This is a genomic window from Erythrobacter sp. EC-HK427 (assembly GCF_902498745.1).
Taxonomy (GTDB): domain Bacteria; phylum Pseudomonadota; class Alphaproteobacteria; order Sphingomonadales; family Sphingomonadaceae; genus Alteraurantiacibacter.
The window spans coordinates 1,645,353-1,667,876 of sequence record NZ_LR701479.1; the positions used below are offsets into that span (position 1 = coordinate 1,645,353).

Here is a 22,524-nt window from a genome sequence, read left to right on the forward strand (position 1 = left end):
TTCAAACTCGTTGGCCAAGAGAAGAAAAACAGTCGTAGGCCCCTGGCCAGCTTCGCATCCGACAAGCTCAGCACGGTCGGATTTGAGGGGGCATCACCCCACCATCTCCTCCAGCGCATGCATATCCTCGTCCGAAAGCCCGAAGTGATGCCCGATTTCGTGCACCACCACATGGGCGACGAGATGCTCCAGCGTCTCGTCCCCGCGCTCGGCCCATTCGTCGAGGATCGGGCGGCGGAACAGGCGCACGCGGTCGGGCAGGGTGCCCGAATGCTCGATGCTGCGTTCGGTAAGCGGCAGGCCTTCATACACGCCGGTGAGCTCGTAGTGGTTGTCGATCCCCAGCTCGGCCAATGTTTCCTCGTCCGGCCAGTCCTCCACCACCAGCACGATGTCGCCCAACCGCGCTGCAAACGCGGACGGCAATTGGCGCAGCGCAGCCTCTGCCGTGGCCTGCATTTCGGCAATCGAGGGGGCGAGGGCAATGGTGCGGGTCATGGCTGACTTACTAGGAGACCGAAGGGCGCTTGTCATCCGCCCCAACCCCCGCTAGATGCCCGCGCTCTTGTCTGACCCCGCCGCGCTCAAGTAGCGAAGCGGTAGCGCCAACAAGAATGCGGAGCGGTGGCCGAGTGGTCGAAGGCGCACGCCTGGAAAGTGTGTATACGGTAACCCCGTATCGAGGGTTCGAATCCCTCCCGCTCCGCCACTACTTAAGCCACTGTTATAGAATAATAAATGGGTTCGCCAGAACCCCGCAGAACTGCGCCATTCTGCGCCCATCCCGGTACCGCAGAGAGCCTGAGAAAACCATCGTTGCGCGCCAGAATGGAGAGTTTCTCTGCTCGCCATTTCGGCAGTACGGGATGTGAGTTTGGTTGATGGCTTAGAGGCCGAATATCTCGTGCTGATCGGACCAGCTTGCTGGGAGCTCGATGCGGCGGAGCCGGTCGGCAGTTATCGACACCGGCTGCGTGCCTGCGGTGATGGCTTCGATGACACGAGGAGAGAGAAATGCGAGCCTGACAATACGGGTGACGTAGGAGGCGGTGACATTATTGTCGCGCGCGAACTGGGCGACCGACTTTCGGCTCGATACGATTTCGTCCCACCAGGTTCTGCCCTGCTGGATGAGTTGCAGGAGCGTGGTATCGACCAGCCGGTTATCACTACGCCCGTTGGAGTGAACGAGTTGGAGTGCCATGCCTGTTCGCTTGAGACTGACGTGGACCACGAGCTCAGGGTTGCGAGTAGCCATGGTGGCAGGGATGCCCAGCTCGGAGCAAAGCTCGGCTGCATCAAGCGTTATAGTCAGCCTCTCGAGTGAGACCTGCACGCGCTCAATAAGCGGACGAATCGATGACACCCTCTTCCTGCGAATGCGCGAGATCAGATCCTCAGCTTTGTGTGTGAGCGTCAAGAAGCTGTTGGCGGTGAGGTCAACACCCATCTCGTCGATCAATCCAAGCGGCTGCTGAAGCTCGCTTGCCAATCGCTCGATGACCGTTCCTTCGAGTTCCCTGGCAGGGATCCTCCAGCTATCCTTCGTGCTCTCTCCATCGTGCTGGAGCGACATGCTGACATAATAGCGATAGCGCACCTTGCCCTTGCAGGCATGGCTGGCGACCAACGGCTCGCCGTTCTGGTCGAACACCTTTCCGGCGAGCAAGCTGGGTGACCGGATCGTCGCTGCGCGCTGCTCGCCTTGCCTGTTCTCCCCAAGCTTGCACTGAACGGCGATCCACAGCTCGCGCTCGATGATGGGATCGTGCTGACCCTTGTAGGCTTTGCCAGCGTGGTGGATCTCGCCGACATAGATCGGGTTGGAGAGGATCTTGTAGATCTGTCCACGGGTAAAGCTGCCGCCGCCGATGATCTTGCCTGTGCTCAGAGTGCGCCGTGGGACCTTGGCCTGTTCGTTTGCCAGCTGTTCAAACACCAGTCGAACATTACCGAGCCCCCGATAGCGTTCGAACAGGTCACGGATGATTGCAGCGTGATCTTCGACAATGCGCAGCGATCGTCCATCAGGTTCGTAGCCCAGCGGTGGTATCCCGCCCATCCACATGCCTCTGGCTTTGGAAGCTGCGATCTTGTCGCGGATCCGTTCGGCGGTCACCTCGCGTTCGAACTGCGCGAACGATAGCAGCATATTGAGCGTCAACCGTCCCATGCTGGTGGTGGTGTTGAACGATTGGGTTACCGAGACAAAGCTGACCTCGGCCTTGTCCATGGTCTCGACCAGCTTCGCGAAGTCGAGAAGTGAACGGGTCAGCCGATCAACCTTGTAGACGACCACAATGTCGATCTTGCCAGCGCGGATATCGTCCAGCAGGCGCTGCAGGGCAGGGCGCTGCATGGTCCCGCCAGACAGGCCGCCATCATCAAAGCTTGTGTCGATCAGCGACCAGCCCTCGGATGCCTGACTTCTGATGTAGGCCTCGCACGCTTCGCGCTGCGCATGGAGCGAGTTGAAGTCCTGCTCCAGACCCTCCTCGCTCGACTTGCGGGTGTAGATGGCGCAGCGGACCTTCTTCACGCTGCCTTGGCCGTTTGTCGCAACCCGAAGAAGGCAGGGCCTGACCAGCGCGTGCCGGTGATCGCTCGGGCGACCTCGCTCAGAGAGTTCCACTGCCGGCTATTCCAGATGATCTCGCCCGCATCACCGATGGTGACCACATGGACCTTGCCACCATGCTCGCGCGCCAGCCGCATGCCGGGCCGGATGCCGCGAGTGGTCGCCTTGCTGCTCGTACCAGCCTCAAGCGCCTTGCTCGTCTTACGCGACAGCTTACCCAGCGTCCTTGCCTGCAGCTCATATCCGACCGCAAGGCGCAGCAGGGCTGCGCTGACATTGGGGGGTGGTTGACCGGTGAGCTTTGCCCACCGGTCACCAAGCTCAGACTTGCCGAGCTTCTCAAGCGCAGCAAGCTGCTCATCGAGCATGGTCATGCCTTAGTGGCCGCGCTGATGCGGTAGTGTGAGATACCGTCCACCGCTTCGCGCACGATCGTGTGGCCCTTCTTCTTGAGGCCGGTCATTGCAGCGCGCGCCGTGTGGGCTTGCCATCCGGTTGCCGCCACGATCTGGTCGAGCGTGGCCCCTTCCTCGCGGCCAAGCATGGTAATGACCTTGCCGATTTTGGTCTCGCGCCGCGGTGTATCCGCCTCAATGGTCGAAGTGGGCTCTGTCCCTACTTCCTGTGCCGGTTTTTGCGTGCGGGCATAGCGGCGCTTGGGCTTATTGTTGGTTGTCTTTGTCATCGGTGGTTCTCCTTCTCAGGAGCAGCGACATGCTGTTCCCACCACCGCAAGCCCCGCGAGTTCGAACTCGCCGGGGGGCTACACCGCCTGAGCGGAACAATTCAGTGATGACACCAATCCCTGACTTTGCTTGGAAGTCGAATGGAATGTGGCCCTCTCAGCCTGATTTTGTCGATTGCAGCCGGTGCAGGGTGGATGCAGCCGCAGCAAGGGCACCAAGCGCCGCTGCCAGCTCCGAAAGCTCGGTCAGGCGTTGCTGCTGCATCCCTGGATGGCTGGGCCACTCGCGTGCGAGACCGGGCGCTGCATCCTCAACGAGCCTGCCGAATTTGAGAACAAGTGCAGCGATCAGTTCGTTGTGCAGGTCTGATTCAAGAGTCGGCATGACCTGCACATGGCCTAACCCGCGCTGAAGTCGAGACGCAGCTTTCTAGCGTTGGCTGCTTCGCGCCCTAGTCTAGGGTCCGGACTCATTAGAGCCACCATGTGCCGTAGGCGGCGATGGCGATGGTGGCTATGACGGTCTTGATGTTGCGGTCGAAGCGAGTTGGGACGCGGCGCCAGTCCTTGAAGCGGCAGAACATGCGTTCGACGACGTTGCGCTGTCGGTATATTTGCCGGTCGTGCTCGATGTGCATCTTGCGGTTGGACTTGGCGGGGATGACCGGCATGGTGCCGCGCTCGATCAGCCCGGAGCGCAATGCGTTGCTGTCATAGCCCTTGTCGGCAACGAGGTACTCTGCTGGCAGCACGGCATTGATCGCCAGCATGACGACCTTGGCATCATGCGTATTGCCGGGCGTCAGCAGGAGGACGTGGAGGCGGCCTTTCTCGTCGCAGACGGCATGGAGCTTGGTGTTGCGTCCGCCTTTGCTGATGCCGATACCATGAGCCAAGGCCCCTCTTTTGCGCCTCCAGCGGTGTGATGGACCTTGATGCAGCTACTGTCGATGAACAGCCTGCCCGGGACGCCATCGACCCCGGCGAGTTAGGTGAAGATCCGTTCCCACACGCCGCGTTCGGCCCAGCGCCGGAAGCGGTTGTAGAGCGTCTTCTTCGGCCCGTAGACATGCTCCGGGCAATCGCCCCAGCGACCGCCGCTCTTCAGAGCGTGGACAATCCCCGAGAGCACGCGCCGGTCCTCGACCCTCGGCATGCCCCGCGTGTCGGTCGGTAGCAACGGTTCAATCCGCGCCCACCGATCATCTGAAAACCAGAAGAAATCCGCCATTCAAACCGCCTCCTCGCTGGAAGCAGATGAATCACATGATGACGCCCTTGTGAAGCCCGTTTATGGGTCCGGACCCTAAAGTTGCTCTACGCATTCATGAACGAAATCGCAGCGTCCGTTGGCGAATAAGCCGTCGATCCATTCTGCGGTGAGCTTTCGCCGCTTCGGTTCGAACGGCTTGATCGTCGAACGATAGAGTTTGTTGTTCAGCACCTTGCGATAAGGGCGGTGGATCGGCGGATAGAGAGACAGTGGCAGCAGGTCGATATAAGCCTCCCCTGCAGTCGACTTCGGCACCTGCACGACCCGGCTCGAAAAGCGCGAGGAATCGGAATAGACTTCGCAGATCAGTTCCGGCGAGAGTGCCATCCAATGTCCTTCATTGTGCGGCGTCCAGACGATGGCATAGTGCGTGGAATCCCTTAGCTGGGTCCAAGCTTCATGCAGGTTATGTCCGCCATGGTACGGATTGTATACCTGAAGTACACTACCCGGCCGTCTGGCAGGCCCGCAGGCCTGATCGCCGCTTCCGGTTGGGCGATCGCGGCATCGGTCATGGCTTTACTCCGCTGCTTCGAGTGCGCCAGCTGGCAGGTTCGGGACAACATCCTGCGCCAGCCGTGCCATCGATTCTTCCCACGGCGTGGGATTGTCGATGTAGTCGTAGCTATAGGTCAGGAGCGTGCCGAAGCCGCCGCCGAGTTTGTCCATCCAACTCTCGAACTTCTCGCGAACGGTTTCTACTGAACCGACGATCCAGAAGTGGTCAGCCAGGAATTCCGGTGTCACGTCGGAGACCGCATAGCCGGTTCCTTCGGTCATCGCTTCGGCCAGCCCGAAAGAATGATAGGTGGGCAGCAGGTATTCCTTCCACGCACGTCCCATGCCGCCTTCAAGCGCGAGCTTGCGCGCTTCGGCATCCGTGTCAGCAATGAAGATGTCACGGACCACGCGGTGCATCGAGCGGTCGCCGTGGCGACCGGCTTCGGCGGCAGCTTCGCGATAGACCTTGAAGTGGTCAAGCAGCGCCGAATTGCTCGAATAGACTGATGCGGGCGAGTAGCCGTGGGCACCGGCATAGCGAATCGACGGCGAATTGGGGCTAAGGCCGGTCATGGCCATAGGCATGGAGCCGCCCCAAGGCGTTTGGTCGCGGATCGGGTGAGCTTCGTCGCCTTCGGGCAGGGCCGCGCTCCAGAACTCGCCCTGATATTCGAACGGCTCGCCCTTCCACAGCATTTCCATAATCTGGACCGACTCCTGCATCATCCTATGGTTCTGCTTCATGTCGTTGAGCCCGCGCAATTTGGCGTCGGTGGGATAGGCACCAGGTGCCACGCCCATTTGGTAGCGGCCCTTCAGGATCTGGCTCAGCCAGGCGGCCTGCGCTGCGAGTGTTGCGGGGTGATAGTAGGGCAGCAGGTGGGCGAGCGGGCCGAGCTTGATTCGCGTTGTTTCGCGCGCGGCCGCCGCGACCACCAGTTCCGGGCTGGGAATGGCTTCCCAGTTCAGAGTGACGTGTTCGCCTACCCAGTATTCCGAAAAGCCCACCTTATCGGCAACGATCGCCTGGTTGACGGCCCAGTCGAACACCTCCGCCGGTGTGCGCTCGGGCGGCAAAAAAGGGGTCTGAAACATTCCTACTTCCATGACATCCTCCATCGGTCATTTTCACCTGATTAGCACACCTGTTATATTATATAGCGAACGTGTCAATTGATTGGTGTTGGATTCCGCCGATTATGTGCAATATATATTACACATGTCCTATCCTTGACAGCTGAGCCGTTGTGGAGCACGCCCAGCAGATGTCGACAAAAACCCTCTCGAAACCCAAAGCCGAACCGCAAATTGAGACTCGCGAGCGCCTGATTCTCGAAGCCGAGCGGCTGTTCGCGGAAAAGGGGATTGATGGCGTGACCATGCGCATGATCTGTGAGGCGGCCGGCCAGAAATTCGCAGGCTCGGTACAGTACCATTTCGGCGACTTGGAGGGCCTTCTCTACGCCGTTTTCGAATACCGTGAAGAGCAGCTGCAACCACAACGCCTCGCCATTCTGGAAGAGACCAGGGAGCACGGATTGACAGGGGACCTGCGCCAGATCCTGCGTGTTCTGTTCGAGCCAAATTTCCGGATGTACGCCGAGAACGGAAACATTTCCTACATGCGCTGCCACGCGGCTTACCTGACGACGCACAGGCCGCGCGGCGTGGATCATCCGGTCGACCGGGCAAGCCCGGCTACATCGGCCATGCGCGAGGCAATGGACCTGCTCGACAGGCGGCTCGCTGTGCTTGGCCCAGATCTTCCTACACGCAGGCTTGAGTGTGTCGGAACCATGTTCCTGCTCGGCATGGTCGAATTTGCAGCAAACCCGTCTCGCTACGCTATACCCGTGGAGCGCTGGTACGACGAATTGCTAGACATGATGGTTCAAGCAATCGCCGTCCTGCCCCGTGGCGCCAACAGCGCGGGCAGGTGACGCTGAGCCGCTCGCCTGCGTCAGCCCTTTACAAAAAGCGGTGGGATGACGAGCAGTTCCTCTCCAGTCGATTTCGGATCGAGGTATTCGCCTAGCTCGCGGATTTGCGCTTCGTGCTTTGCCAGGTCCTCGGGCGAGTGGTCCGGGTTGAAATAGCCCTCGCCGACGACGAACCCGACCCTTGCCACCTTGCCAGATGAACTGGAAAAGATCTCGCCGTTGATCTGGGTGTCGCGATGCGCGAGCCACAGGACGGTGGGTGCCACGATGGAGGGCGGCCCCATCGGGACCTTCCCTTGTGCAATATCCTCGCGCCAGTCTTCGCCTTCGGACTCCTTGCCCCCAAAGAAGGCGTCGCGGTTCATCCGGGTAACGGCCATGGGGGCAACGGCGTTGACCGTGATACCGGTGCTGATCGCATCCTGCGCCGCACATTTGGTCAGCCCGGCTACCGCAAGTTTTGCCGCCCCGTAGGCACCCAGCGTTTCATTTCCGGCGAACCCCGCGTTCGAGGTGGTGTTGACGATCCTGCCGTAACCATTCTTGACCATGTGCGGCCAAGCCGCGGCGCACATGTGAAACGCGCCGTCCAGCGTCACCGATTGCATTGTCCGCCAATCGTCCTCGCTAATGTCGGGAATCGCGGCGAAGTTTATGATCCCAGCATTGTTGACCAGCACTGTAAGCTTTCCGAACTGCTCGGTAGCAGTGGCCACGATCGCTCGCGCGCCCTCACGCTCGGCGACAGAATTGGTGTCGGCGACAGCCTTGCCGCCGGCGTCTTCGATTTCTGCTACCACTTTCCCCGCCACGTCCGGATCGATGTCGTTGACCACGACGCTTGCTCCGCGCGCGGCGAAGGCGAGTGCATATTCCCGGCCAAGACCTTGTCCCGCGCCGGTTACAATCACGACGTCGTCGTCAAACCGCATTGTCATTTCCCTCTCCTTGTCGAATTCTGCTCATCTGATGAATTGCTTCACGTAGTCGCGCCCAAGTCCTGCTGCGGCGAAGTGATCGGCAGCCTGCTCGATCCGGGTGAAGACGTCCGAATGCCCGAGCGTACGACCTTCTTCATCCAGCTCGATCAGAGCGCCGCCAATCCAGAAAAGCGTCTCCGATCCGCCGGGCAGGCCGATCAGCGTGTGAATGTCGCCTGGAGGCTCAAACAGGTAGGCACCTGCTTTAGCCGTCCAGTCGCGCTCCGCATATTTCCACGATCCGGACAGGACATAGGCGTGGACGGGGCAAGGGTGGGCGTGCCGACTGATGAAACCTTCACGCGCGATCCGCGTCACATTCGCCCAGGCTCCGGCAACCGTATCGAACAGCAGCGGCCGAAGCCACACGCCTTCGATGCTCGCCGGAATCCATTCGCGTTCGTCGCGGCTGCTTGCCTCGGCGAGCAATTCAGCTGGACTGAACGGGCTGACTTCCAGCGGATTTCTCATGCTGATTTCGCTCAGCCGGGGATTTCAAAGAGACCAGCCGAACCCATGCCGCCCGCGACACACATGGACACCACGGCGTAACGAACACCGCGGCGACGCGCTTCCAGCAATATGCTGCCAGTTAGGCGCGCACCTGTCATCCCGAACGGATGGCCAAGTGCAATCGCGCCCCCGTTGACGTTGATCTTCTCCGGATCGATGCCGAGCTTGTCGCGGCAATAAAGGTACTGGCTGGCAAAAGCCTCGTTGATTTCCCACAGGCCGATATCCTCCACCTTCAGCCCCGCGCGATGGAGCAGCTTGGGAATGGCGAAGACCGGGCCGATGCCCATCTCCTCCGGCGCACAACCGGCTGACTGGAAGCCGCGGAAGATGCCGAGAATGTCCTTGCCTTCGGCTTCCGCCAGGCTGCGTTCCATCAGGACCTGGGCAGCCGCGCCGTCAGAAAGCTGGCTGGCGTTGCCAGCGGTCACGTGTTGACCTTGCTTGACGACCTGCCCGTCCTTCCAGACAGGCTTCAGTCCCGCCAGCTTCTCTGCTGTCGTTTCTGCGCGGATTCCCTCGTCGGCCGCTAGCGTGACCTCTTCGTGGCCAGCCACGCTGCCGTCCTTTGCGATGATGTTCTGGATAACAGTCATCGGCGCGATTTCCTCGCCCAATCTTCCTGCCTCGGTCGCGGCCGCCGCGCGCTGGTGGCTGATTGCGGCGATGGCATCCTGCTCTTCACGACTGATTCCATATTTGTCCGCCACGATCTCGGCAGTTTCGATCATCGCCATGTAGGCGTGCGGCTGCCGATCGGTGACCGCCTGCGGCTGAGCCCGATAGGTTGGCATGTGGTTGTTGCGCGTATGCGTAATGCTTTCCGCTCCGCCCGTCAGCGCGACATCCATATCATTCGCCATAATGCCGCGCGCGCCGAAGGCGAGGGTGGTGAGGCCGGAGCCGCATTTGCGGTCAAGCGTCGTCCCTGGGAGCGAAATCGGCAGACCTGCCGCAAAAATGGCTGTGCGGGCAAGATTGCTGCCTTGCGTGCCGTATTGTGTTCCCACGCCGATGAGAACGTCGTCGATGCGTTCAGGATCGATGCCCGCCCGTTCGATCGCTGCCTTCATCACATGGCCGGTGAATTCGGGAGCATCGGTGTCGTTGAGGGCGCCCTTGAAAGCGCGGGCGACGCCCGTACGTGCGGTTGAGACGATTGCAGCTTCACGCATGGCAGGCCTTTCGGGAGTGTTGTTCGAGAAATGGAGTGAGAAGGTCGAGTAATGCATCGCGCATTTGGTGATGCAGCGAGTGTGAGCCGCCCGGCATGATTTCCAGCCGTACGTCGCGCATCAGGGCAAGCAGGTCCGGGCCGGGGGCGGGGCGCTTGGCGCTGTCGCCGTAGACGAGGAGGGTAGGGCAGGCGACGCCTGCGAGTACGTCGCGAAGGTCGTAGGCCCTCTGGTCTTCGGGCGGGCGGCCCCGCACCAAGGGATCGAACTTCCAGGCGTAGCCGCCGTCGGGAAGTTCGCGCAGGCCGTAGACGACGAGCCGTTTGATGGTGTCCGCATCAAGGCTGGGATGATTGCTGGCGAGGCGCTGCCGTGCTTCTTCTTCATTTGCGAACCGGGTACGCGCGGTCGATCGCTTCTCGCGACGCTTTTCGATCCATTCGCGCAACCGGCTCGGATAGGGTGTGGGTGCGGCCATTTCGTCGCGCTGGATCGGCAGAGTGACGCATTCTATCCCGAACAGCGCCGCAATGCGGTCCGGGTATGCGGCCGCAAGCCGGAGGCCCAGTGCACCGCCAAGCGAATGACCGACGAGCAGCAGGTCATCCAACTCCATCGCGTCGATCAGGTCAGCGAGGTCCAGAACATAGGCGCCGAGCGTGTAGCCATCCGGTCCTGCCCACTGACTATCACCATGGCCGCGCAAATCGGGGGCGATGACGTAATGGGACTGGGCAAGCTTCGCCGCGATCCAATCCCAGCTGCGATTGTGATCCCACAGGCCGTGCACCAGCAGCACCGGCGGCGCGTTTTCGTCCCCCCATGTGGTGACATGCAAGCGGATTTCACCCGGTCTGACAAAGCGGCTTTCGGGTCGCATCATCGTTATAAGGCCATTTCGCGCAAGGCGCGCCGCAGGATCTTGCCGGTGGGCCCTTTGGGCAATTCGTCGAGCACGTGGATTGCTGCTGGACGTTTGTAGTGCGCCAGTTCTGCCCGGCAGCATTCCGCAAGTTCATTCGTGTCGATCCGGCAACCGGCAGTCGGGGCGACGAAGGCAACCGGTACTTCGCCAAGATCCTCGTCATCGCCGGCAATCACCGCGGCTTCGGCGACATTGCTACAGCGATAAAGAACGTCTTCAATTTCAATCGGGTAGATATTCTGCCCACCGCGTATGATCACGTCCTTCTTGCGATCGACAATGAAGGCATAGCCATCTGCATCAAGGTAACCGATGTCTCCAGTGTGAAGCCATCCATCGCGCAAGACAGATGCCGTATCGTCCGGTGCCTTGTGATAACCTTGCATCACGTTCGGACCTTGGACGACTATTTCGCCGGAGTATCCCGCGGCACAGTCCTGCCCCCGGTCGTCGCGAATGGCCAGGCGCATGCCGTCAAGTACGCGGCCGATCGTGCGGCCGTGCAGCAATTCGCCGTCTTGCCCGAGTTCGACCTTGGCAAGTGTCACGAGCGCGGTGGCTTCTGTCAGGCCGTATCCTGTCAAGACTTCGACCTCGGGAGCCTTTTCGAGAATGCGAGCCAACAATGCCCCTGGCACGGGCGCGCCACCCGTCATGATCCGGCGCAATGAGCGCAGTGATCCATCCGAAGCTTCAGGGTGGTCGAAGATGCGTTGGAGCATCGTGGGAACGGCAGGCAGGAATGTGCATGCATGATGACTTATCGCGGCGATTACCTGCTCCACGTCGAACCGCGGAAGCAGGATCATCGTTGCCCCCGTCACCAGCATGGCATTGATGCCCTGATTCAGGCCGAAGGTGTTGTAGAGTGGCAGCGCACACAGGATCGTGTCTTCGCTGGACAGGCCCAGCCAGTTGGGCGTCGCGTCGTAATTTGCGGCAAGGTTCGCTGCGCTGAGGATCACGCCTTTTGCCTTGCCAGTGGTTGCGCTGGTGAGCAGGAGCATGGCGGGATCGGCAGGAGAAACCTCGGCTGGCTGCCCCGGCGCGTTCAGTTTATTCAAAGCCTGGAGCACTTCGTCGTCGATCGAGAAAGCCCGACAGTCCAGCCGTTCAGCCTCACAGGCAATGGGTGCGCCAAGCGCATCATCGGTGAGGATGAAGTGGAGTTCACAGCATGCGATTGCGTGGGCGATCTCGCCGGTACGATACATGACATTCAAGGGCGTGACCGTTGCGCCGAGGACAAAGAGGGCCTGCTGAACGACCACGATATCCGGGGACGAGGGCAAGTAGATGCCTACTCGCGCACCCTTGCCGATCCCGAGGTTTGCCAGCGCCGCCGCCATCGCCCGGACACGCGAAGCCAGTTCCCCGAAAGTCAGGCTTTCCTGTCCGAAAATGATTGCGGGCTTGTCGGCCATTTCTTCGGCGCGCCGAAACAGGTGGGCCGCGCGATTAGCCATCTGCCGACACCGGAGCGGTAACCTCACCCAGGCGGTAGGCTTGCCGTGCCGAGCCGAGAAAAAGAGCTTCCTTCTCGTCCATGCTGTACTGCTGTGCCAGTCGCTTGAAGGCGTTCCAGAGCGTGCGATAGGAGTACATCGCCTTGTCGACCGGGAAGTTGCTCTCGAACATGCAGCGCTGCGGCCCGAACAGATCGATGCAGGTCTCGACATAGGGGCGCCAGGCGTTGGCGAGCCTTTCCGAAGATGGCGGAGATTCGGCCAGATGCCACTTCGCGCCGCCGATGATCATGCCGAAGCCGCCGATCTTGACGGACACGTTCGGGCATTGGGCGAGGTCTTGCATGTCCAGTGCCCAGGCCTTGCGCACTTCTTCCTCACACAGTTCATAGGGTCCGACGCCGATAATCGAGCCGATATGATCGAGCACGATCTGCAAATCGGGCGTGGCGCGAGCCATTGCTGTCAGTTCCGGTAACTGCTGGTGATAAAGCATTGCGTCATATGTCAGGCCTCGCGTTGCTAGGCGGGAAAGGCCCTTGCGGTAGTCTGGATCGCCAAGAAGTGCTGCCGGACCGGGACGCAACACGATGCCATCGGGGAAATTCTCATCCCTCGAAACGCTGTGGCGGATGCCTACCAGGGCTTCGCCCGCCAATGCCTCGTGGGCGTCGAGAACCTCGTCAACAGCCTCGCCGAGCGACAAATCGGCTTTCGCCACGATGCCCTCGGCCACCAGAATCGGCGCAGAGTTCTGGCGAGCAGCACTGCGCATTGCCATGATTTTCTCGGTCTCGCCGACAGGTGCAAGGGAATCCGGTCCTTCGGTGCGATAACCGTAATGCGCCTCGACGCAGACACTGGCGACCACATTGTGCCCGTCGCGCAGATCTTCCTCGAAGGCTTGAAGTAAGTATGGTTCGTCGTGTTGCTCCCACAGGTGATGGTGAGTATCGACAATAGGTAATTCGGGTTCGAGCACGCTCTCACGTGAAAGCGCGAGCCACTCCGGATCGGGTGGCGGATAACGGTATTGGCCGGTGACATCGAGGCCCAAACCCAGATCCTCCTCTCCCGATGTTCTTTCGGGTTTTTCCGACTCCGATCAGCAGGCGAACAAATCGCCTAGGACTGAACTGCCTTATTTGTATGCACTATACCGCAAAATCGATCCAATCAACAAAAACCGAAAAAACGTCGAAAAAACTTGACCGGACAATTCCACGTCCATAACAACATTGCCGAGCCGGCCGCGGTATGGTGCCTTGCCTACCGTCCTGAAGTTAGATGCCGGAAGATGACAGGAGTGCTCAATGGCGCTTGGAAAAGTGGCGATCGTCGGGACCGCCCAGACCGAATTGCGACCCGTCTGGGGTGAGGCGCAGCATATCGACCTGATTTCGGCGGTGGTTAGGTCGGTGTTCAAGGGAACCGGCTTTTCGATCGACGATGTAGATTTCGTGATCGACTCTGGCAGCGACGTGCTCGACGGCCGCTCGATTTCCAACTGCGGTTTCCTTGGCGCTCTGGGTGCGCATCACAAAGAAGAGGCCCGTGTGGAGGCGGACGGCATCTGGGCGCTGCAATACGGCGTCAACAAGATCCGCTCGGGTGCGTCGTCGGTCGGCCTGATCGTTGCTTACTCCAAGCCATCGGAATCGATGGTGGAAAACTATTGGGCTTCCCAAGTGGAGCCGTTCTACCAGCGCCCGGTCGGTTTCTCCCAACGGGCTGCGGCAGGCATCCAGGCCCAGCGCTATCTGGCGGACCGCGGTCGTTCGGTGCGTGACCTTGCTGAGTTTGCGGCGCGCCGGTGGGCGGATGCTAAGGCGAACGCCCGGGTCCAGATTGACGACCTGCCCGATGCCGAAGCCGTGCTCGCATCCAGTGAAAGTGCCTTGCCATTGACGCAATTGATGATGTCGCGTCCGGTTGACGGCGCGATTGCCATGCTGATCGTCGACGAAGCCTCGGCTCGCCGCGCAGGCAACAATCCCGTCTTCATCACCGGAATGGGCAGTGGCACCGATAGCCACGCCTATGCTGACCGCGATCCGCTGAAACTCACTTCGCTTGAAGCGGCGGCCGCCATGGCTGCACGGGCTGCGGGCTGGTCTGCCAAAGAGGCCGACATCGTGGAATTGTCGGCTCCGTCCGTGGTTGGCGAGATGCTGGCGATCGAAATACTCGGTCTCGATGAAGGCAAGGCGGCTGTGAATCGCTCCGGCGGTGCGCTGCCCGCCGATCCGATCATGGCAACCGGCCTGTGCCGGGCCGTCGAAGCGGTGCGGCAATTGCGCGAACCGCAGCTCTACGACGGCGGCTCTCCGTCGCGCGCCTTGGTGCACGGCACGCAAGGCGTGGGCATGCAGAACAATTGCGTCATGACGCTGGAGGTTTAGGAACATGGGTCATCATGTAGCAATCGTCGGGGTGGGCCAGACGCATCATGCCCGCCGGCGTACAGATGTAAGCCAGGCAGGTCTCGTCCGTGAAGCGGTCGACCGGGCGCTGGCTGACGCGAACATGGAAATGGGCGATATCGACACGATAGTGGTCGCCACCGGTCCCGTCCTGTTCGGCGCAGTAAACCATCCCGAACTTTGGGTGGCGAATGCGATTGGCGCACAAGGCAAGCCGATCGTGCGCGTCACCAGTGGCGGCGGCGCCGGATTCGCCGGCGCACTGGCAGGCTATTATCAGGTGGCGGGCGGCTATGCCGGGCGCACGCTGGTGGTGGCTTATGACAAATTGTCCGAAGGGCCACTGCAATATTCGATTTCGACGCTCTACGATCCCTTCTGGGGCCGGGAGTTCGCAGTCGGGATCATGGGCTTTTCCGCAGCATACTGGCGTGCCCGGATGGATGTCCTTGGTCATACCGAGGAAGCCGCAGCAATGGTTTCGGTCAAGAACCGGCGCAATTCCATCGCCAATCCCTATGCGCATATGAAAAAGGAAGTGACCGTCGAGGACGTGCTCAATTCCAAGCCACTGTGCTGGCCGATCAAGCTGCTTGACGTGCCGCCGATCTCGGACGGCGCGGCCGCCATTGTGCTCTCGAACGAGAAACTTGCGGCCAAATCCACGCAGCGGCCCGCCATCATCAAGGGCATGGCCTATTGCTGCGAGGCGGACAATGCGCCCGAGCGCTCGCTGATGATCTCGGAACCGCTCGCGATTGCGGCAAAGAAAGTCTATCGGGCCGCCGGCATTACCAACCCGCGTCGCCAGTTCGACGTGGTGGAGGTGCAAGAGCCCTACTCCTGCTTCGAGCTCAATTATTACGAGAGCCTGGGCCTCTGCCCGCCCGGTGAAGCCGCAGACCTCGTTGCCTCGGGTGCCACCGATCTTGATGGCGACATTCCGGTCAACCCGTCAGGCGGCTGCATGGGGGCTAATCCTATCGGTGCTGTCGGGGTGGTTCGCTTGATTGAAGCTGCAACCCAAGTCATGGGGCGCAACGAGAGTCACCAGATCAAAGATGCCAAGTTGGCTCTGGTGCAGTCCGGCGGCGGCTGGGCCAATCTGCGCGGCTGTGCCGTGCTGAGCGCATAAGGGAGAGCGAAGATGTTTTCAGCACCTGAATCGATGCCTTTGGACATGCCCACCTTTCACGCGGAAATCAGTCTTCCCTATACGCTTACGCCAGGCCGCGCGGCTGGCACGTTCCTTGCCGAAATGAAGAACAAGCGGATTGTCGGGTCGCGCATGGCGAATGGCGATATAGTTGCGCCTGCGCAGGACTTCTCCGCGAGCGATGGCGAGCCGATGACAAACTTTGTCGAAGCACCGCAGACTGGCGAGATCACTGCCTTTACGCGAGTGGACGGCAATATCATTGCCTTCATCCGTCTTGATGGATGCAGCAATCAGTTTCCCCATCGTATCCTCGATCAACTTGACAATGTGAAGATCGGCGCCCGGGTAAAGGCCGAGTGGGAGGACGGCGTCGAGCAGTCCATCCTGGCGATCAAGGGCTTCGTGCTTGCGCCCGATGCAGAGGTGGGAACAGTGCGCGCACTCGATGAGGTCGAGGAGGCTATCGGTTCGCTCCCCTATTCGATGGCGCTGCAATATGAGCATGCCTATGGCCCGTATTACGGGCGCATGTTCGACGAGATCAAAGGCTTTGGCCGGGTCATGGGTGTTCGCGGGTCCAGCAACGACGATGCCCTGCTGCCGCCGCGCGAAATCGATGACATCACGCACAAGCCGACCGGTACGTGGAAGACTTGCGCCGACACCGGCACGATCCGCGGCTGCTCGATCATCAACATGGAATTCATCGGGCAGACCCTGAAGCCGCCCTATGTCTATGCCGAGATCGTGCTTGACGGTGCCTCGACACGCCTGATCCACTTCATCGAGATCGACGACGTGGAATATGCCAAAAAGAACATCGGCCCCGGCACGCGCGTACGGGCGATCTGGACCCAAGGCGAGCGCAAGGGCTCGATGGCCGACATCGAGCGTTTCGAGGTTATCGACGAGTGAGCAACTGGACCGTTACGTCGCTGCGCATAGGCGAAATCTACCTGCCGCACGACGGGGCGATACAGCGCGACCCGATACATTGCTGGCTGGCCCGCGACGGCGAGCACAACGTGCTGGTCGACACTGGCATGACCGACATCGCCATGGTCAACAAGCGGCTCAAGGTCGAAGGCTGGGGCGGCGGCCACGCATATCTGACCAGGGCGCTGGCAGCCGAGGGTCTTGCGCCGTCGGATATCGACCATATCGTGCTGACCCACGGTCATTTCGATCACGCCGACAATCTCGACCTGTTCCCTGATGCCTGCGTCGTTATCCAGCGCGCTGAGCTGGCCCATGCCACCGATCCGGTGCCGTCGCAGCGCATCTTCTACTGGAACACTACGATCGAAAACCTGGTGGCGCGCCGCCGCCAGCAGCAGATTCGCACGCTGGACGGCGACTGCCAACTGTTTCCCGGCTTTCGTATCCTCAAGGTGCCAAGCCACACGCCGGGAATGCAGGTGCCGATCCTGACGACGGCGAAAGGTGACGTGGCCATCGCTTCGGATCTTGGCGATCATTATCGCTACTGGTTTCCGGCCGATGCACGCGCGACCAAGCGGCCTCAGCGTTCGCTTGCCGATGCTTACCTGACGGGCAACATCCGCAGCGAAAGCGAGCGCGACTGGCAAGCAGCGATGCGCCGCGTGCAATCCGAATCCGACATCGTGATCCCGGCGCACGACTTTCGCATCCCGGTCCGCATTCCGGACGACTGGTGGGAAATTCCCGAAAGCAATGACGGCGACCTGGCCGGCGTTCCCCCTGATCGCGAAACTGAAGAATTGGCCAAAGGACAGTCATGAAAATGGAAAATGTTCTGCTTGAGATCGAGGACCGTATTGCGACGGTTACGTTGAACCGGCCCGACGCGCTTAACGCAACGACTGACGGTCTTTATGGCGAGCTAGCGGAATTGTTGCCGCAATTGCGCACCAATCCCGAAGTCGCCTGCGTGATCCTTACGGGTGCGGGCCGGGGCTTCTGTGCCGGAGCCGATCTCAAGAACCGGCGAACGGACCTGACGCCACTGCAATTGAGTGCACGTCACCGCTGGATCCTCACCAACGTGCTGCGGCCTCTCTACGAAATGGAGAAACCGGTTATCGCGGCGGTAAACGGCGCAGCAGCCGGGGCGGGCGCCAATATCCCTCTGGCCTGCGATTTCGCCTACGCCAGCGAGAATGCGAGCTTCACGCAGGCCTTTGCGCGGGTCGGCCTTGTTGCCGATCTCGGCGGACTGTTCTTTCTGCAGCGCGCAGTCGGAAGGGCTCGGGCCAAGGAGTTGGTCTTTACCGCCCGCAAGGTTGATGCGAACGAAGCACTAGAGATGGGTTTGGTGCAGAAGGTTGTACCGCACGACGAACTGCTTTCTGCAGCGCGCGAAACGGCTTTAGCTATCGCTCGCAACGCGCCGACTGCAGTCGGGATGATGAAGACTCTCATCAACAAGTCGGACTATTCGACATTCGACCAGATGGTGGAATTCGAGGCCTATGCCCAGACTGCGGCGTTCGTGTCTCCGGACTACATGGAAGGGGTCACGGCGTTCCGCGAAAAACGCAAGCCAGAGTTCAAGGGCGGCCCCGCGCAAACAGACAACGAGACATGGCGCTGAGCGTACGGGAGATTTGGTGTGGACTTCAATTACACAGATGAAGAGCGCAAGTTCCGCTTTGAACTGCGCGACTGGCTGGCTTCCGCCCTTCCCGCTGGTTGGGGCGACACGGTCTTCGAACCGGAAGACGAGGAAGAGCGCTATCTCTTTCGCAGGGATTGGGACAAGAAGCTGAGTTCGGGCGGCTGGTCCGGAATCAACTGGCCCGTCGAGTACGGCGGTCGGGGCGCGACACTGGTTGAACGTGGCATCTTCGCCGAGGAAATGGCGCGTGCCAAGGCGCCGGAAAGCCTCAACATAATCGGCCACAACCTTGCCGGGACCACCATCCTGCATCACGGTACCCAAGCGCAGAAGGATCGCTTTCTGCCGCCGATAATCGCCAATGACGAGATCTGGTGCCAGGGTTTTTCCGAACCCAACGCGGGTTCTGACCTGGCTTCGGTCCGCACCAAGGCAGTGCGCCACGGCGACAAATACATCGTCAACGGTCAGAAGATCTGGACGAGCTACGCACAATACTCGCAATGGTGCTTTGCGCTGGTGCGGACCGATGTAGACGCGCCCAAGCACAAGGGGCTCAGCTTCCTGCTGATCGACATGAAAAGTCCGGGAATCTTAATCCGGCCGCTGCGCCAGATCTCTGGCGAGTCCGAATTCAACGAGACATTCTTCGAAGATGTCGAAGTGCCTGTCGAGAACCTCGTTGGTGAAGAGAATGATGGCTGGCGTATAGCCATGACAACTCTCGCCTACGAGCGTGGCCCAGAAGACTGCCTTGGTCGCCAGGTGCGCTTCAAGCAGGAAATGGAAAAGCTGCTCGAAGTTTGCTCGGCAGAGCCGACCGCGAACGGCGTCTTGTCCGACGACCCCATCGTCCGCCAGAAACTGGGCCGGTCGATCGTGGAAATCGAAGCAATGCGGCTCGTCGCTCTCAAGAGTTTCAGCCGCATCCATGCAGGCGACGAGCGCGGACCGGATGCTTCGGTCATCAAGCTCTATTGGAGCCATGCAGCGCAGCGCATGAACGAAGCAGCGCTGGACATTCTTGGTCCCACTGCCGTGTTGGCCGAGGGTGATGAAGATGCCAAAGCCAGTGGTCGTTTCCAGACCAGCTACCTGCAATCCAAGGCATTCTCGATCTATTCCGGTTCGTCGGAAATCCAGCGCAACATAATCGGTGAGCGTATGCTCGGCCTGCCGAGGTAGGAAGGACTTCCAGATGAATTTCCTGTTCAATGAAGAGCAGACCAGCCTTGGCGAGACCGTTGGGCAAGTCCTTGCCGACTTTGCTGCGCTGACTGCGCCCGACCCGTCTCGCGATAGTGAGGCGGAGGTTTGGGGCGCGCTGGCCGAGCTTGGTCTGTTTTCCCTGCTCGTGCCTGAAGAGCATGACGGCGTCGGCCTGGCCTTCGTGGACCTTGCACCCTCCATCGAAGCGCTGGGTTCGGGTCTCGCGTCTCCTCTGATCGCCTCCACCCTCGTGGCGACCGAGGCAATCAAACGGCTCGGATCGTCAGACCAACGCGCGAAGCTGCTGCCGGAAATCGCCATCGGGGAAACCGCGATTGCAATTGCCTCTGCCGAACTGGGCCGGGGCAAAGACCCGTTCTTTGCCGAGTGTCGCCTGCTCGATGGCAAGCTGTCAGGCAAGAAGATCGCTGTAGCGGGCGCCGATGTGGCGCAAGAGTTGCTGGTCATTGCTCGGACTGAAAGCGCACCTGTGCTTGTTCTGGTGCCAACCGATGCAGCGGGTGTGACAATCACGGCTCACTCGGATATTGATCCCTCCGCTGGTCTGTGCCGCGTCGTGTTCGACAATGTCGCCGTCGCTGCTGGACAGCAACTCGCCAGGGCCTCGATCGACGCCTTGGACACGCTCGTTGACCTGGGTGCAACGGTCCACTCCGGGATGGCCATGGGGATTGCCGAAGTCATGCTAAGGCGCAGCGTCGCCTTTGCCTCACAGCGCGAACAATTTGGCAAGCCCATCGGTTCATTTCAGGCGATTAAGCATCGTTGCGCCGATCTTGCGGTCGCCGTCGAAGCTGGCAAGGCAACATCGCACTATGCCTTCTGGGCGTGTTCGGAGAATTCCGAGGATCGGTCCGGCGCGGCCTCTGCGGCCAAGGCCTATTGCGGAGAAATCGGCTGCAATGCATGCAATGACGCGATCCAGGTGCACGGCGGCATGGGGTTCACCTGGGAACTCGGCCTGCACCGCTATTTGCGCAGGGCTCAGGTGATCGAACATGCGGTGGGCAGCCGCGCATGGCATTACGATCGCGTGGTGACCGAGGCCCTCGCCGCGCGTGAAGTCGAGAACGCGGCGCATCGAGACGCAGCCTGACCGGCCATGGACGAAAAGTTTCTGCGAGATCTGGAGATCCTGACCGGCCTGATGGAAGAGGGTGGCTGGAAGAGTCTGCGCGTCGTCAGCGACAACCTGATTGTCAACCTTTCGCAAACGCCGGGCGAAGTTCCCGGTGAGCGCGCAGCTGCTCGCCAGGCAGCGCCAATCGCGGAGGAAAAGCTGGCGACGGCAGAGCCATCCGCGCCTCTGCAAGCAACGTCCGGCGACATTGACCCCGCTTGGGCGGTCGTGAAAGCCCCTAATCTTGGCACCTTCTACCGCTCGCCAAAGCCCGGTTCTCCCGCGTTTGTAGAAGTGGGGCAGAAGGTGGCAAGTGGCGCAGAGCTGTGCCTGATCGAGGTGATGAAGCTGTTCACCTCGGTACGCGCGGACCAGACAGGCACAATTCGCCACATCGCCGCCGCCGATGCCGAACTCGTCGAGGGCGGCCAGCCGCTGATGTATATCGAACTTGAATAGAATGCCGGTCGACACGGCTGTCGGCGAGAGGAACTGACAATGGCCCATGTAGAATTTCTGGACGAGACCATGCGGGATGGTCAGCAAAGCCTGTGGGGCTTGCGGATGCGGGCAGGCATGGCTTTGCCGGTCGCACCGCTGCTTGACCAGACGGGCTTCTCCACCATCGACCTGACCGGCGGCGGCATGCTCGACGTGCTGACCCGCTATTGCCAGGAGAACTATTGGGAAGGGCTTGACCTGCTGGTCGAAGCCATGCCCGAGACCCCTTTGCGCGCGGGCCTTCGTGCCAATGCCAATGTCACTTTCAGCGTCAGCCCGCGCGCGCTTATGGACTTGTGGGTGCGCCGTCTGTGTGCCCATGGTATCCGCTCGTTCTGGATCTACGACGTGTTGTTCGGCATGGACAACATGCTGCGCCTGGCAAAAGTGGCCAAGGAATCAGATGCCAAGGTGGCCGGCGCGATCATGTTCGCGCTCTCGCCGGTCCACACCAACGATTACTTCGCCGACAAGGTTCGCCAGCTCGCCAGCAGCCCCGATATCGATTCCATCCTGCTCTACGACACGGCCGGTGTGCTGGAGAAGGAACGGCTCGAAGGCCTGCTGCCCAAGTTGGTGGCACAGGCCAAAGGCAAGCCGATCGAATTCCACGCCAACAACCTGTTGGGTCTGTCGGGCAAGGCCTACTGCGATGCCGTTGACCTGGGGGTGAGCGTCTTGCATACGGCCAGCAAGCCAATGGCGAACGGCCCTTCGGTGCCGTCGACCGAAATCACGGCCCGCAACATGGAGCTGAAGGGGCACACCCACTCGCTCGACAAGAGCCTGTTCCAGCCAGTGGCCGACCATTTCCGCGCTGTCGGCAAGTCGGCCGGGTTCCTCGTCGACCAGTTTGCGGAATACGATGCCTTTTCCGAAGAGCACCAGATCCCCGGCGGGATGATGGGCACCTTCAAGGCGCAGCTGGCGCAGCACAATATGATGGATCGCCTGTCTGACGTACTGGATGAAGTCGCCGCCGTCCGGCGCGACCTTGGCTATCCCGGAATGGCGACACCGTTCAGCCAGCTGGTCGGCATCCAGGCGGTGCTCAACATCGTTACCGGTGAGCGCTACGGCACGGTGCCCGATGAAGTTGTACAGTATGCTGCAGGTTTCTATGGGGAAACCGTGGCCCCGGTCGATCCTGATGTGATGGATCGCATCATGAACGCTCCGCGCGCCAAGGAAGTCCTCGACAATCCTCCGCCGGACCCCGATCTCGACGAGCTCAAAAAGCAGTATGGGACCGAAGACCTTGATGAACTCATCTATCGCGCCACGGTTCCGCAAGCCGATATCGACAAGATGCGCGCGGCCGGGCCGGTACGACGGGACTATCCGCTGCTGTCCTCGCCCGAACTAGAACAGGCGCGTAAGCTAATGCGAATTGCCAAGTCTCCGGTCGTAGAAGTCAAGACTGCCGGGCTGGATATATCGCTGCGCCGATAGGCTG

23 protein-coding genes, 1 tRNA gene and 1 pseudogene are annotated in these 22,524 nt (G+C 60.6%); 11 read left to right on the forward strand and 14 right to left on the reverse strand.

Annotation, left to right across the window (positions count from 1 at the left end):
* Positions 1 to 93: 93 nt before the first annotated feature.
* Positions 94 to 498 (reverse strand): metallopeptidase family protein, encoded by a 405-nt coding sequence (locus tag GC121_RS08115; RefSeq protein ID WP_151973761.1) that lies wholly within the window; start codon positions 496 to 498, stop codon positions 94 to 96.
* Positions 499 to 618: 120 nt separating this feature from the next.
* Here GC121_RS08115 and GC121_RS08120 point away from each other — a divergent pair.
* Positions 619 to 709 (forward strand) — tRNA-Ser (locus GC121_RS08120).
* Between the two features lie 177 nt (positions 710 to 886).
* On the opposite strand, the gene GC121_RS08125 is transcribed toward GC121_RS08120, so the two are convergent.
* The 7 genes and pseudogenes from GC121_RS08125 to GC121_RS08155 all read right to left on the reverse strand — a co-directional run bounded on the left by GC121_RS08125 (position 887) and on the right by GC121_RS08155 (position 6,144).
* Positions 887 to 2,539: a recombinase family protein gene (locus GC121_RS08125; protein WP_151973763.1), complete on the reverse strand. Its 1,653-nt coding sequence runs from the start codon at positions 2,537 to 2,539 to the stop codon at positions 887 to 889.
* Entirely contained in the window at positions 2,536 to 2,952 is a 417-nt protein-coding gene (locus tag GC121_RS08130) for a DUF2924 domain-containing protein (RefSeq protein ID WP_151973765.1), read from the reverse strand. The genes GC121_RS08125 and GC121_RS08130 overlap by 4 nt, the downstream gene beginning before the upstream one ends.
* The gene (locus GC121_RS08135) at positions 2,949 to 3,263 is read right to left on the reverse strand and encodes a DUF3489 domain-containing protein (protein WP_151973767.1); all 315 of its coding nucleotides are present in this window, start codon (positions 3,261 to 3,263) and stop codon (positions 2,949 to 2,951) included. The genes GC121_RS08130 and GC121_RS08135 overlap by 4 nt, the downstream gene beginning before the upstream one ends.
* A 157-nt stretch (positions 3,264 to 3,420) precedes the next feature.
* Positions 3,421 to 3,648: a hypothetical protein gene (locus GC121_RS08140; protein ID WP_151973769.1), complete on the reverse strand. Its 228-nt coding sequence runs from the start codon at positions 3,646 to 3,648 to the stop codon at positions 3,421 to 3,423.
* 88 nt (positions 3,649 to 3,736) lie between these two features.
* A pseudogene (locus tag GC121_RS08145) lies at positions 3,737 to 4,494 on the reverse strand (IS5 family transposase).
* A 75-nt stretch (positions 4,495 to 4,569) separates the two neighbouring features.
* Positions 4,570 to 4,863, reverse strand: a complete 294-nt coding sequence (locus GC121_RS08150) for a hypothetical protein (protein WP_151973771.1) — start codon at positions 4,861 to 4,863, stop codon at positions 4,570 to 4,572.
* Between the two features lie 192 nt (positions 4,864 to 5,055).
* Entirely contained in the window at positions 5,056 to 6,144 is a 1,089-nt protein-coding gene (locus tag GC121_RS08155) for an LLM class flavin-dependent oxidoreductase (RefSeq protein WP_151973773.1), read from the reverse strand.
* Positions 6,145 to 6,302: 158 nt separating this feature from the next.
* Between GC121_RS08155 and GC121_RS08160 the strand changes: the two genes are divergently transcribed.
* Entirely contained in the window at positions 6,303 to 6,977 is a 675-nt protein-coding gene (locus GC121_RS08160; protein WP_151973775.1) for a TetR/AcrR family transcriptional regulator, read from the forward strand.
* Positions 6,978 to 6,997: 20 nt separating this feature from the next.
* Here the strand turns inward: GC121_RS08160 and GC121_RS08165 are convergent, their stop codons facing one another.
* The 6 genes from GC121_RS08165 to GC121_RS08190 are packed head-to-tail and all read right to left on the reverse strand — an operon-like array spanning position 6,998 to position 13,093.
* The gene (locus tag GC121_RS08165) at positions 6,998 to 7,909 is read right to left on the reverse strand and encodes an SDR family NAD(P)-dependent oxidoreductase (protein WP_199857803.1); all 912 of its coding nucleotides are present in this window, start codon (positions 7,907 to 7,909) and stop codon (positions 6,998 to 7,000) included.
* A gap of 30 nt (positions 7,910 to 7,939) precedes the next feature.
* On the reverse strand, positions 7,940 to 8,428 hold the full coding sequence (locus tag GC121_RS08170) for a 2,4'-dihydroxyacetophenone dioxygenase family protein (RefSeq protein ID WP_151973779.1): 489 nt from the start codon (positions 8,426 to 8,428) through the stop codon (positions 7,940 to 7,942).
* 11 nt (positions 8,429 to 8,439) lie between these two features.
* Entirely contained in the window at positions 8,440 to 9,645 is a 1,206-nt protein-coding gene (locus GC121_RS08175) for a thiolase family protein (protein WP_151973781.1), read from the reverse strand.
* Entirely contained in the window at positions 9,638 to 10,528 is an 891-nt protein-coding gene (locus tag GC121_RS08180; RefSeq protein WP_199857804.1) for an alpha/beta fold hydrolase, read from the reverse strand. Before GC121_RS08180 ends, GC121_RS08175 begins: the two co-directional genes overlap by 8 nt.
* 2 nt (positions 10,529 to 10,530) lie before the next feature.
* Positions 10,531 to 12,036: a class I adenylate-forming enzyme family protein gene (locus tag GC121_RS08185; RefSeq protein ID WP_151973785.1), complete on the reverse strand. Its 1,506-nt coding sequence runs from the start codon at positions 12,034 to 12,036 to the stop codon at positions 10,531 to 10,533.
* Positions 12,029 to 13,093, reverse strand: a complete 1,065-nt coding sequence (locus tag GC121_RS08190) for an amidohydrolase (protein ID WP_151973787.1) — start codon at positions 13,091 to 13,093, stop codon at positions 12,029 to 12,031. The genes GC121_RS08185 and GC121_RS08190 overlap by 8 nt, the downstream gene beginning before the upstream one ends.
* Positions 13,094 to 13,349: 256 nt before the next feature.
* Between GC121_RS08190 and GC121_RS08195 the strand changes: the two genes are divergently transcribed.
* The 9 genes from GC121_RS08195 (at position 13,350) to GC121_RS08235 (ending at position 22,520) form a co-directional block, all read left to right on the forward strand.
* Positions 13,350 to 14,438 carry a 3-ketoacyl-CoA thiolase gene (locus GC121_RS08195; protein WP_151973788.1) on the forward strand — a complete coding sequence of 363 codons (1,089 nt, stop codon included), beginning with the start codon at positions 13,350 to 13,352 and terminating at the stop codon, positions 14,436 to 14,438.
* A gap of 130 nt (positions 14,439 to 14,568) precedes the next feature.
* Positions 14,569 to 15,594 carry a propanoyl-CoA acyltransferase gene (locus GC121_RS08200; protein ID WP_234421165.1) on the forward strand — a complete coding sequence of 342 codons (1,026 nt, stop codon included), beginning with the start codon at positions 14,569 to 14,571 and terminating at the stop codon, positions 15,592 to 15,594.
* 123 nt (positions 15,595 to 15,717) lie between these two features.
* Positions 15,718 to 16,533: an OB-fold domain-containing protein gene (locus GC121_RS08205; protein WP_234421166.1), complete on the forward strand. Its 816-nt coding sequence runs from the start codon at positions 15,718 to 15,720 to the stop codon at positions 16,531 to 16,533.
* Positions 16,530 to 17,381 carry an N-acyl homoserine lactonase family protein gene (locus GC121_RS08210; RefSeq protein ID WP_151973794.1) on the forward strand — a complete coding sequence of 284 codons (852 nt, stop codon included), beginning with the start codon at positions 16,530 to 16,532 and terminating at the stop codon, positions 17,379 to 17,381. Before GC121_RS08205 ends, GC121_RS08210 begins: the two co-directional genes overlap by 4 nt.
* Positions 17,378 to 18,193: an enoyl-CoA hydratase/isomerase family protein gene (locus GC121_RS08215; RefSeq protein ID WP_151973796.1), complete on the forward strand. Its 816-nt coding sequence runs from the start codon at positions 17,378 to 17,380 to the stop codon at positions 18,191 to 18,193. Before GC121_RS08210 ends, GC121_RS08215 begins: the two co-directional genes overlap by 4 nt.
* A gap of 18 nt (positions 18,194 to 18,211) precedes the next feature.
* The gene (locus GC121_RS08220) at positions 18,212 to 19,402 is read left to right on the forward strand and encodes an acyl-CoA dehydrogenase family protein (protein WP_151973797.1); all 1,191 of its coding nucleotides are present in this window, start codon (positions 18,212 to 18,214) and stop codon (positions 19,400 to 19,402) included.
* 13 nt (positions 19,403 to 19,415) lie between these two features.
* Entirely contained in the window at positions 19,416 to 20,543 is a 1,128-nt protein-coding gene (locus GC121_RS08225) for an acyl-CoA dehydrogenase family protein (RefSeq protein ID WP_151973799.1), read from the forward strand.
* Positions 20,544 to 20,549: 6 nt separating this feature from the next.
* Entirely contained in the window at positions 20,550 to 21,026 is a 477-nt protein-coding gene (locus GC121_RS08230; RefSeq protein ID WP_151973801.1) for a biotin/lipoyl-containing protein, read from the forward strand.
* Between the two features lie 39 nt (positions 21,027 to 21,065).
* The gene (locus GC121_RS08235; protein ID WP_151973803.1) at positions 21,066 to 22,520 is read left to right on the forward strand and encodes a pyruvate carboxylase; all 1,455 of its coding nucleotides are present in this window, start codon (positions 21,066 to 21,068) and stop codon (positions 22,518 to 22,520) included.
* Positions 22,521 to 22,524: the final 4 nt, after the last annotated feature.